This window comes from Streptomyces aurantiacus (assembly GCF_001418335.1).
In the GTDB taxonomy this organism is placed as follows: Bacteria; Actinomycetota; Actinomycetes; order Streptomycetales; family Streptomycetaceae; genus Streptomyces; species Streptomyces aurantiacus.
Map to the genome: position 1 here is coordinate 1 of NZ_LIPP01000075.1, position 10,671 is coordinate 10,671.

Here is a 10,671-nt window from a genome sequence, read left to right on the forward strand (position 1 = left end):
CACGTTGTTCTATAGAACAACGTGCCATAGTGTTCACCGCATTGGCAACCGCTGGTGCGGCCGGTTCGGGGAACGTGGGCGGATGCTCGTTTCGCCGCTCTCGTCCGCCGGCCCGTGTCGCCGAGTCGCCGGCCGACCTGTCGACGACTGATCTCTCGACGGCCGACCTGTCGTCTGGGCATGAACACGGAGTGATCACTGGTGAGATCGGACCGATGGGCGTTCGGGGGCATGATCGCGGTCGTGGTCTCGTTGATCGCGGGAGCAACGTCTGTGATCGTCCGCGACCAGGCCGGCTCCGCGACGCTGTGGATCATTCTCGGCATGGGTGCGGTGGGTGCAGGCCTGGCCGCGCGGGCATCGAGCCTCGCCGTCGTCGTGGCCGCGCTCCTGGCCGGTTCGGAACTGCGTGATCCGGCGCCGTGGGCCACCTGGGCGGTCGCCGGGGGGCTGCTGTTCCTGTTCGCGCTGCGCCGCCCCCGCTTCGACGCGGTCGCCGCCGGCCTGGTGGTCTCGGGGACCACGCTGGTCGCGGCGTACCTACCGTGGCTGAGCAGCGACAGTGGCGGCGGAGTGTTCGGCCTCGTCGCCCTCGTGGCCGCGATGGTCGGAGTGGGCCAGTGGGTGCAGGCACAGCGGCGCTATGTGGTCGCGGAGGTGGGGCGGCGGCGTCAGGAAGCCGAGCGGAGGCGGGAGGAAGTGGCCCGCCACGTCGCGGAGGAACGGCTGCGGATCGCCCGCGAACTCCATGACAGCGTCGCCCATCACCTGGCGGTGGTCAGCGTGCACACCAACGTCGCCCGAGCGAACCTGGCGCGCTCGCCGCACGTCGTCCAGCGCGCGCTCGACGACGTGCAGGCCGCCACGCAGTCGGTGATGGAGGAACTGGGAGTCCTCCTCAGCGTCCTTCGCGCGACCGGACCCGACCCCGCCCCGTCCGCTCCTGTCGACACCGCTGTGATCGACGACCTGCTGCAGAGCTTCACCGGTATCGGCCTGACGGTCGAGACCGAAGGCCTCGACCATCTGCTCGCGCTCGCGCCGCTCGCCCGCACCGCGGCCCAGCGGCTCCTCCAGGAAGCTCTGACCAACGCGCACCGCTATGGCGAAGGCGACGCCACGGTGCTCGTCGAGGCTCCCGTCAACGGATACGTCACACTGTCGGTCCGCAACGCGTGGGTGCCCCGTGAAACGGCGTCCGCCGGCAGCGGGCTCGGCCTGGTGGGCATGGAGGAACGGGTCCATCTGCTGGGCGGCACCTTCCACGCCGGGCCGGACCCGGACGGTTTCCTGGTGACCGCGCAGCTCCCGGCCATCGCGCCCCGCACCTCGAAGGAGACACCCGCATGAGCGTCGTACGCGTACTCGTCGTCGACGACCAGATCATGATCCGCTCCGGGATACGCGCCCTGCTGGAGACCGGCGACGAGGTCGACGTCGTCGGCGAGGCGGGTGACGGGCGTCGAGCCGTCGACATGGCGCGGGCCCTCGTCCCCGACGTCATCCTGATGGACCTTCGGATGCCGGTACTCGACGGTGTGGGAGCGATCTCCCAGCTGCGCGCCGACGCCGCCACCGCGGGCATCGGCATCCTGGTGCTGACCACCTTCGACACCGACCAGAACATCCTCGCGGCCCTCCAGGCCGGGGCCAACGGCTTCCTCGGGAAGTCGGCGGACCACGAGGAACTCATGCAGGCGGTCCGACGGGTCGCCGCCGGGGGCGCGTCCCTGTCCGCCGTGGCGACCGACACCGTCGTCGGGCATCTCACCAGCACGGCGCGCCGGCCCCGGCCCCACGAACCGGCCTCCCCCGAGGACCTGCGCAAGGCCGCGTCCCTGACCTCCCGTGAGCGGGAGGTCGCAAGCCTGGTCGCCCGGGGCCTGAGCAACGACGCCATCGCGGAACGCCTGTTCATCTCGCCGATGACGGTGAAGACCCACGTCAACCGGGCCATGAGCAAGATGCACGTCCGAACCCGAGCGCAACTCGTGGTCGCCGCACTGCGCGCGGGTCTGCTCGACGACTGACAGCAGTACTGACGACTGACAGCAGCACTGCGGCGCTATGGGCCCGGGGACAGCACCGCAGCGCTATGGGCCCGAGGACTCGCCGGCCCAGAAATACACCGGCCGCGGTATGTCCTCTACCGCGTCTGCGCGACGACCGACAGGCACTCCGCGACGGAGGGTGAGGCATCGGGTCCGCACCTGCGGCCCTCGTCCCGCCCTTTGCCACGCAGGAGTTGTCATGTCTCGATTGCTGTCCAGGGTCGGCGCCTTCAGCGCCGGCCACCGACTCGTCGTGGCCGGCGCATGGGTCCTACTGACCGCGCTTTTCACGGTCATGACGATCACCGGAGCGAAATTCTCCGACGCGGAGTTCAGCATCGCGGGTGCCGAGTCGACCACAGCGCTCGCCACGATGGACAAGGCGTTCCCTGCGGCGCCGGGCCCCGAGTCCGGCGAGCTGATGCTGGTCTTCGAGGCACCCGACGGCACCTCCCTCGCCGACCCGGCCGGCCGGAAGCTGGTCACGGACGTGGTGTCACGCGCCGCCGGCATCCCCGACGTACTGTCCGCCGCGGACCCGTACGACGAGAACCGCCCCTACGTGTCCGAGGACGGCTCGGTCGCCGTCTCCACACTCACGGTCGACCTGGAGGCCGATCAGGCCCTCGTCGAGGACGCCATCCGCGAGGCCGCGACAGGCCTGACGGACGACGGGTACACCATCGAGCTCGGTGGAGCCCTCGATGATGGAGCGCCCGAGATCGCCAGTGTCACCGAGGCCGTCGGCGTCGTGGTCGCCTTCGTCGTACTGCTGCTGACCTTCGGTTCACTGGCCGCGGCCGGCGCGAACATGCTGACCGCCCTCGGCGGCGTCATCGTCGGCATCGTGGGCATCCTCGCCTGGTCGTCGGCCGGCGAAGGCATCCAGTCCACCACGCTGATCCTCGCCCTGATGCTGGGGCTGGCGGTCGGCATCGACTACGCCCTGCTGATCCTTTCCCGGTTCCGCGACGAGCTCCGGCGTGGGGCCGACGTCGACTCCGCCGTGGCCAGGGCCTCCGGCACGGCCGGAACATCCGTGGTGGTGGCCGGCACCACCGTGGTCATCGCCCTCGTGGGGCTGGCGATCCTGCGGATCGCGTTCATCACCGAGATGGGACAGGGCGCGGCCTTCGCCGTGATCGTGGCCGTGGCCGCCTCACTCACCGTCGTGCCGGCCGTGCTGAAGACCCTCGGCCACAAGGCCCTGCCCCGCAAGGAACGCCCGACCGCTGGCACCACCACCAGCACTCCCACCACCACCAGCACCGGCACCAGCACCGGCGCGGACACCGACGGCTTTGGTGAGACAGCGGCAGCCGCGGAGCCCACGGACCACCGCGACCGTGAGAACGAGTCCCGGCCGCGCCTGCTGGGCCGCTGGGCCCTCCTGGTGGTCAACCGGCCCCTCCTCACCATCCTCGGCGCCGTGGTCACCGTGGTCCTGCTCGCGCTGCCGGCCCTCTCCCTCAAGACCGAGCTCGATCCCCCGGGCGGCCCCGACCCGGCCAGCTCCCAGCGCGCGGCCTACGACACCATCAGTGAGGCCTTCGGCGCGGGCGAACAGAACCCCCTGATCGTGCTCTTCGAAGGTACGAACGCGGCCGGCACGGCAGCCGGTGCGACGAAGGACATCGCCGCGCTCGACGGCGTGGCCGACGTCAGCCCCGTACAGACCGCCGAGAAGGCGGATGTCGCCTTCCTCGCGGTCACTCCGGAACACGGCCCCACCGACACACGTACCAGTGACCTGGTGAATCTGCTGCGGACCTCGACGGACGACGTGCAGGGCGCGAAGGTCTCCGTCACCGGGCAGACCGCGGTCGACGTGGACGTCAACGCGCAGCTCTCGTCCGGCCTCATCACCTATCTGCTCTGCGTGGTCGGCCTCTCGCTGCTCCTGCTCACCCTCGTGTTCCGTTCCATCGCACTGCCGTTGCTGGCCACCGTCGGGTTCCTGATGTCCCTGGCCGCGAGCCTCGGAGTGACGGTCGCCGTCTTCCAGTGGGGCTGGGCGGGCGGCCTGGTCGGCCTCGACGAAGCCCGCCCCCTGGGCAGCCTGATACCGCTGCTCGTGGTGGGCGTGCTGTTCGGCCTCGCCATGGACTACCAGGTGTTCCTGGTCTCCCGCATGCACGAGGCGCACAAGAACGGACTCGACACGCGGGCCGCCGTACTGCGGGGATTCGGCCAGGCCTCACCCGTCGTCATCGCCGCGGCGACCATCATGGCCTCGGTCTTCGCGGGCTTCGCCTTCAGCGGCGGCGACCCGATGGTCGCGTCCATCGGACTGGCCCTCACCGTCGGCGTCCTGGTCGACGCACTCGTGGTCCGCATGATCCTGGTGCCGGCCGCACTGCAACTCCTCGGCGAGGCGAGCTGGGCGATACCTCGCTGGCTGGACCGGGTGCTCCCGAACGTCGACACCGAAGGCGCGGCCCTGGACCACGAAGAACTCCACGAGCCGCACGACAAGCAGGACCAACTCGCCGGCTCCTCCCAGGCGTAGTGGTCCCTGATCGGGCTGCTCCCGGACTCCGGGAGCAGCCCGAACCCGTCTCAGCCGCCTAGCCCTGTTCCGGCTGCTTGGGCGGAAAGCCGCCCGTGGCCACCGGGCCCCACTTCTTCGGGGTGATCCTGATGATCGACTTGGCCTGTTTGCGCATGGCCTCGCGGTACTCGTCCCAGTCCGGGTGTTCGCCCGCGATGTTGCGGTAGTACTCGACCAGCGGCTCGACCGAGTCGGGGGAGTCGATCACCTCGGCGGTGCCGTCGATCTGGACCCACGGGCCGTTCCACTCGTCGCTCAGGACGATCAGGCTGACCCGGTCGTCGCGCTTGGCGTTGCGGGTCTTGGCGCGCTCCGGGTAGGTCGAGACGACGATGCGGCCCGAGTCGTCGACTCCGCAGGTCAGCGGCGAACCCTGAGGGCTGCCTTCCGACCTGCGGGTCAACAGGATGGCGCGGTGCCGGGGACGTACGAAGTCCAGCAACTCGTCCAGCGATACGGAGGTGTTCGTCGCGATGTTCGGTGCCATGCGGGCAGCTTAGGCGCACGGCGCCCGCTCAGGCTGGCCCTGCCGTTCCTATGCCTGCGGGAGTGTCTCCCCCTGCACGGCCTGGATGTCCAGCTCGACCTTCAGCGTCGTACCGATGGCCGCGATGCCCGCCTGGACGACCTGGTTGTAGTTCATCGCGAAGTCCTCGCGGCGCAGTTCCGTGGTGGCGCGGAAGGCCGCCCGGGTTCCGCCCCAGGGGTCGGCGCCCGTGCCCAGGTAGGACAGTGCCAGGTCGACCGGGCGTACGACCCCGCGCATGGTGAGTTCGCCGTGCACCGTCCAGCGGTCGGTTCCGGTGGCGGGGGTCAGGCTCTTGGAGACGTACCTGATCTCCGGGTGGCGCTCGACGTCGAGGAAGTCGGGCGACTTCAGGTGACCGTCGCGCATGGCGTTGCCCGTGTCGATCGAGTCGGCCCGGATCACCGCCTCCACCCGGGACTTGGCGATCTCGTCCGGGGCGATCTCGATCGAGCCGGCGAACCGCGTGAACCGACCGTGCACGCTGGAGATGCCCAGGTGCTGGGCGACGGCGCCCACCGAGGAGTGGGCCGGGTCCACCGTCCAGGGGCCGGGCGGCGGCAGCTCGGTGCCGCCCTGCCGGGCGAGGGTCACGGTGCCGACCTCGGCCCGGCCGCTCGCCGTGACGATGGCGCTCGACGCGACGGGTGCGTACCCGACGGCCGTGACGATCACCGTGTACGCGCCGGGCACCAGCTCGACCGTGTCCCGTACGGTGCCTTCCTCGTCCGCCTCGGCGCGCACCACCTGGGCGCCCGTCATGTCGGTCACCGTGACGACCGCGTGCGACACGGCCCAGCCGTCCCGCGTACGGATCCGCGCGGTCAGTCCCATTGCAAGCAACCTCTTCTCATGAAAACCGGCCCGCGAAGGGCGTCTCCGCTCGGAACGCGCTCCACGGGCCGGGGTCTTCAACTACCGGGATCTTCAACTACCGGTTTCTCGTGTACCGGTTTCTCGACTACTCACCGGGGTGGGCGAGTCGGATGTCGTGGCCGTCGACGCCGCCGCCGTTGACGGTCAGCGCCGTCGCGATCGGCGGGTAGCCGGTCGCGATGACCGTGTACTCCCCGCTGTCCAGGTCGGTGAAGGCGTACGCCCCGTCCGTCCCGGTCGTGGCGGTGCCGACCACGTTGCCCGCCGCGTCGACGAGCGTGACCCGGGCGTCGTTCAGCGGCCCGCCGGGTGCCTGCACGACGCCCTGGAGCCGCGCCCCGGAGGTGAGCTCGACCTCGACCCGGGTGACCCCGGTGCCGCCGACCTCGACAGGCAGGGCGCGGGGCCGGTGTCCGGCGGCGTTCACCGCGACGGTCACGGCACCGGGCACCAGCTCGGCGAAGGTGAACTCGCCCTGCTCACCGGTGGTCCCGGTGGCCAGCACGTCGCCGCGCACGTCGGTCACGATGACCATCGCGCCCACGACCGGCTGCCCGCTCTCGGCGGCCTTCACCGCACCGGAGAGCCCGCTCGTGCCGCTCAGCAGGATGTCGTACGCGAGCGGCTCACCGTTCACGACGACCGTCGAGGCCTGCGGCTGGAACCCGTCCGCGGAGGCGATCAGCACGTACGAACCCGTGCCGGGCGCGTCCACCGCGTAGGCGCCGTCGCCCTGTGCGACCGAGCGGCCCAGCTGACGGCCCGCGAGGGAGATCAGCGTGACGGCTGCCCGGGGCACGGGCGCGCTCTCGGCGCCGCGCACGAACCCGTGGACCGGGACCCCGCCGGAAGCGGGACCCGTGCCGGAGTCGGGCTCGGCCTCCAGGGTGGCGACCGCCGAGAGCCGCTGGGTGCCCTCGGGCGCGGACCCGGTGCCGTCGCTGTTGCCGTCACCGCTACCGCTGCCCCTACCGTCACCGTCACCGTTGACGGCGCCGGCCCAGCTCGGGACGCGCTCGCCGGACTCGGCAGGGAGCACACCGGTCGAGCCGGCCACCGCAGGGTCGGCCACTGTCGAGCCGCCGGCCTCGGCCACAGCTGCGGCCTCCGCCTGTGCCTGAGCCTGTGCCTTCGCCTCGGCGGCCTGCGCCAGTCCGCCCGACGTACGCAGCGGTACCTCCTTGATGAACAGCGTGACGAAGAAGGCGAGCAGCGCCGTGCCGGCCGCGATCAGGAAGACGTCCGCTATGCCGTGCCCGTACGCGCTCTCCACGACCGTGCGCAGCGGTCCTGGCAGCGTGTCCATGTCCGGGATGGCGCCGTTGGAACTGGCGCCCGCCGCCGCGTACTTGGGGTCGAGACCGGCGACGCCGTCCGTGACGTAGTGGGTGATCCGGTTGGCCATCACCGCGCCCAGCGCGGAGACGCCGATCGCGCCGCCGAGGGAGCGGAAGAAGGTCACCGTGGAGCTGGCCGCGCCGAGGTCCTGTGGGGCCACCTGGTTCTGCGTGCACAGCACCAGGTTCTGCATCATCATGCCGATGCCGAGACCCAGCAGCGCCATGAAGACGCCGGTCTTCCAGTAGTCCGTGTCGTACCGGATGGTGCTCAGCAGGCCGAGGCCCGCCGTGATGAGTACGCCGCCGGCGACCAGCCAGGCCTTCCACCTGCCGGTCTTGGTGATGACCTGCCCGGAGACGGTCGAGGAGACGAACAGGCCGGCGATCATCGGGATCGTCAGCACACCCGACATGGTCGGCGACTCGTTCCGCGCCAGCTGGAAGTACTGGCTGAAGAAGACGGTGCCCGAGAACATCGCGACGCCGACGAAGAGCGAGGCTATGGAGGAGAGGGTGATGGTCCGGTTGCGGAACAGCCGCAGCGGGATGATCGGCTCCTTGGCCTTCGACTCGATGAGCACGAAGATCAGTCCGAGCACGATCGAGCCACCGACCATCGCGGCCGTCTGCCACGACATCCACTCGTACTTGTCACCCGCGAAGGTGACCCAGAGGAGCAGCAGCGAGACCGCGGCGGCGATGAAGAACGCGCCGCCCCAGTCGACCTTCACGTCCCGCTTCACGACGGGCAGGTGCAGGGTCTTCTGCAGCACGATCAGCGCGATGATCGCGAAGGGGACACCGACGTAGAAGCACCAGCGCCAGCCGAGCCAGCTGGTGTCGGTGATGACACCGCCGAGCAGCGGGCCGCCGACGGTCGCGACTGCGAACGTCGCGCCGAGGTAGCCGGAGTACCGGCCGCGCTCGCGCGGGGAGATCATCGAGGCCATGACGATCTGCGCGAGGGCCGACAGACCGCCGACGCCGATGCCCTGCACCACGCGGCAGGTGATCAGCATGCCCGCGTTCTGCGAAAGGCCCGCGGCGGCCGAACCCAGCACGTACACGACGAGTGCTATCTGGACGAGCGCCTTCTTGCTGTACAGGTCCGCGAGCTTGCCCCACAGGGGCGTCGACGCGGTCATCGACAGCAGCGCGGCGGTGACGACCCAGGTGTAGGCGGACTGGCCGCCGCCCAGGTCGCCGATGATCTCGGGCAGTGCGTTGGAGACGATCGTCGACGACAGGATCGCGACGAACATGCCGAGCAGCAGCCCGGAGAGGGCCTCCATGATCTGCCGGTGCGTCATCGGAGCGCCGTCGGGGGCGCCTCCGTGCTTGGCGTGTGAGCCCCGCACACCGGCTGGTGTGGTGGTTGCCATGGGCTTCCTTTTCTTGTGATGCGTCATACGGGTGTACGGGTGGTCCGCTCGGCGGGTGCCGCTACGGGGGTCGCCTGGGCGGATGCCTCGACAGGTGCCTGGGCGGGTGCCTCCATCGGCTTCCCGGGCGGGCCGGGCGGGCCGGGCGCGTCGGGCGGTGCGGCCGAGGCGGGTGTGACCTGCGGGTACGGCACAGTCGTCGCGCCCTGTGCCGCCGGTACGGGCCGGCAGTCGCCGAAGCTGGTGCGCAGTCGTCCGAGCAGGGTGTTCAGCTGGTCGACCTCGCCGTCCGACCAGTCCGCCAGGTAATGGGCGAGCGCGTTCATATAGCGCTCGGAGATGTCGGCGAGCATGTCCCGTCCGGCGGGGGTCAGCCGCAGGATGCGTGAACGCTTGTCGGCGGGGTCGGGGGACCGGTCGATCCAGCCGCGCTCGGCGACGTGCGCCACATGCCGGCTCGTGACCGACATGTCGATGGCGAGCAGCTCGGCGAGCCGGCTCATCCGCATCTCGCCGTGCCGGTCGAGCAGCGCGAGCACCGCGGTGGACCCCGCCGGGCACTCGGGCGGGAGGACCCGGCCCAGACCCCGCTTCACGGCGCCGATGGCGCTCAGCTGCTGAGCCAGCTCCTCGTACTGCCGACGAGCGGCCATCGCACCTCCCTCTTTTGTTGCTTCAGGCAACCATAAGAACCGTTGGTTGCTGCAGGCAAATGAAAAGGGGGCTCGGGGGCTAAAACCTTGGCAAAGGCAAGTATTGGCGAACGTAAACACGCAGGTGGGGCCTGATGTGGGGCGGAGGAGGCGGGCACGCGGCCGGCGGAAGGCCGACAGGGACGCCGGCAGGGAGCCGACAGGCATCTCCGTGCCGTGGGCCGCCATGGAGCCCGGAGCCCGGGACCGGGGGTCCCTGACGCCCGGGACCGGGGGTCCCTGACGGCACCCGAAACTTGGGGCCGCCGAAGGCACCCGATAGGGTCTCGCGCATGGCAAACACCCAGGGCCCCGAGGGCAACTACGACCCCGCGGGTAGCACCCAGATGTTCCGAGCGTTCGTCGACGACCCGCAGAGCGGTCAGCAGCAGCCGGCCCCCCAAGCCACCCGAGGTCCCCGTGTCGGCCTGATCGTCGGTGTGATCGTGGCCGTCGCGGTCGTCGCCGTGGTCGCCTGGCTCGCACTCAAGTAGGCGGGGGCGCCACCGGGCGCCCTACTTCCACCGGACGGACACGTCCCGCGTCTCCACGTGCATGCCGAGAGGCACCGTCGTCCACGGCGGGACCCCCGCCGTGTCGACGCACACCGTCCAGGTCTTCTTCTCCCGGCTGCCCGGAGCGATCGGCACGGGCAGCCGTACGGCCGACTCGACGGTCGCCCAGTCGATACCGAGCGCGCCGATGACGTGCGTCCCGAAGGTCACCGTGCCCGAACGCACCGCGGTGCCCCCGGTGTTGTGGAACTCGACGGTGACCTTGTCGCACCAGCGCTCGTCGGCGGGCTTCCGCTCGGGATCGCCGACGACCAGCACGGCGGGCCCGGCGGGCGTCGCGGGGCTCGACACCGAGCCACTCGGCTCACCGGCCCCGGAACTCCCGCCCGCGCCACCCGTGTTGCCCGCACCGTCCGCGTCAGCCGTACCGCTCTGGTCCGCCGACGGGTTCGTACGGCCGCTGCCCTGGGCGCCGGATGAATCGGAGACGGACGGGCCGGTACCGTCCCCGTCTCCACGGTCTCCACCGGCGCCCGCGTTTTCGCCCTCGCCCTCGCTCGACCGGGTGCCGTCGGGCGCCGAACTTCCGGTGTCGGCCGCTTCCTTGGCCGCCGACGCGCCCTCCAGGGGCACCAACTCGACGTCTCCCGTGGGTGCTGCCGCCGCCGCGGACGAGGAAGGGCGCTGTACGGCGACGTAACCGTCCCCCGCGCCACCCCCGCCGCCTGCGCAGGCGGC

At 70.8% G+C, this 10,671-nt stretch carries 8 protein-coding genes and 1 pseudogene; 4 read left to right on the forward strand and 5 right to left on the reverse strand.

Going from position 1 to position 10,671, the window contains the following annotated elements; translation table 11 throughout:
* The first annotated feature begins 201 nt into the window (after nucleotides 1–201).
* The 3 genes from AOK01_RS11380 to AOK01_RS11390 all read left to right on the forward strand — a co-directional run bounded on the left by AOK01_RS11380 (nucleotide 202) and on the right by AOK01_RS11390 (nucleotide 4,560).
* Nucleotides 202–1,350: a sensor histidine kinase gene (locus tag AOK01_RS11380; RefSeq protein WP_157871262.1), complete on the forward strand. Its 1,149-nt coding sequence runs from the start codon at nucleotides 202–204 to the stop codon at nucleotides 1,348–1,350.
* A complete protein-coding gene (locus AOK01_RS11385) occupies nucleotides 1,347–2,030 on the forward strand; it encodes a response regulator (protein ID WP_055510850.1) in 684 nt (227 codons plus the stop codon). The genes AOK01_RS11380 and AOK01_RS11385 overlap by 4 nt, the downstream gene beginning before the upstream one ends.
* 220 nt (nucleotides 2,031–2,250) lie before the next feature.
* Complete coding sequence (locus tag AOK01_RS11390; RefSeq protein WP_063792770.1) at nucleotides 2,251–4,560, forward strand: MMPL family transporter; 2,310 nt, start codon at nucleotides 2,251–2,253, stop codon at nucleotides 4,558–4,560.
* Nucleotides 4,561–4,618: 58 nt separating this feature from the next.
* Here AOK01_RS11390 and AOK01_RS11395 read toward each other — a convergent pair whose 3' ends face one another.
* The 4 genes and pseudogenes from AOK01_RS11395 to AOK01_RS11410 form a co-directional block, all read right to left on the reverse strand.
* On the reverse strand, nucleotides 4,619–5,089 hold the full coding sequence (locus AOK01_RS11395; protein ID WP_055510852.1) for a PPOX class F420-dependent oxidoreductase: 471 nt from the start codon (nucleotides 5,087–5,089) through the stop codon (nucleotides 4,619–4,621).
* 48 nt (nucleotides 5,090–5,137) lie between these two features.
* Complete coding sequence (locus AOK01_RS11400; RefSeq protein ID WP_055510853.1) at nucleotides 5,138–5,962, reverse strand: YceI family protein; 825 nt, start codon at nucleotides 5,960–5,962, stop codon at nucleotides 5,138–5,140.
* Nucleotides 5,963–6,089: 127 nt separating this feature from the next.
* On the reverse strand, nucleotides 6,090–8,654 hold the full coding sequence (locus AOK01_RS11405) for an MFS transporter (protein ID WP_483855242.1): 2,565 nt from the start codon (nucleotides 8,652–8,654) through the stop codon (nucleotides 6,090–6,092).
* A gap of 236 nt (nucleotides 8,655–8,890) precedes the next feature.
* A pseudogene (locus AOK01_RS11410) lies at nucleotides 8,891–9,379 on the reverse strand (MarR family winged helix-turn-helix transcriptional regulator); the annotation flags it as partial.
* Nucleotides 9,380–9,711: 332 nt separating this feature from the next.
* Between AOK01_RS11410 and AOK01_RS11415 the strand changes: the two are divergent.
* The gene (locus AOK01_RS11415) at nucleotides 9,712–9,912 is read left to right on the forward strand and encodes a hypothetical protein (RefSeq protein WP_055510855.1); all 201 of its coding nucleotides are present in this window, start codon (nucleotides 9,712–9,714) and stop codon (nucleotides 9,910–9,912) included.
* Nucleotides 9,913–9,933: 21 nt separating this feature from the next.
* On the opposite strand, the gene AOK01_RS11420 is transcribed toward AOK01_RS11415, so the two are convergent.
* On the reverse strand, nucleotides 9,934–10,671 hold a 738-nt coding region (locus AOK01_RS11420), incomplete at its 5' end, for a hypothetical protein (protein WP_063792771.1).

What these genes read in the sequence shown, in the direction of transcription:
- AOK01_RS11385 (WP_055510850.1), top strand. Translation starts at nt 1,347, where the DNA reads ATGAGCGTCGTACGCGTACTCGTCGTCGACGACCAGATCATGATCCGC.
- AOK01_RS11390 (WP_063792770.1), top strand. Translation starts at nt 2,251, where the DNA reads ATGTCTCGATTGCTGTCCAGGGTCGGCGCCTTCAGCGCCGGCCACCGA.
- AOK01_RS11395 (WP_055510852.1), bottom strand. Translation starts at nt 5,089, where the DNA reads ATGGCACCGAACATCGCGACGAACACCTCCGTATCGCTGGACGAGTTG.
- AOK01_RS11400 (WP_055510853.1), bottom strand. Translation starts at nt 5,962, where the DNA reads ATGGGACTGACCGCGCGGATCCGTACGCGGGACGGCTGGGCCGTGTCG.
- AOK01_RS11405 (WP_483855242.1), bottom strand. Translation starts at nt 8,654, where the DNA reads ATGACGCACCGGCAGATCATGGAGGCCCTCTCCGGGCTGCTGCTCGGC.
- AOK01_RS11415 (WP_055510855.1), top strand. Translation starts at nt 9,712, where the DNA reads ATGGCAAACACCCAGGGCCCCGAGGGCAACTACGACCCCGCGGGTAGC.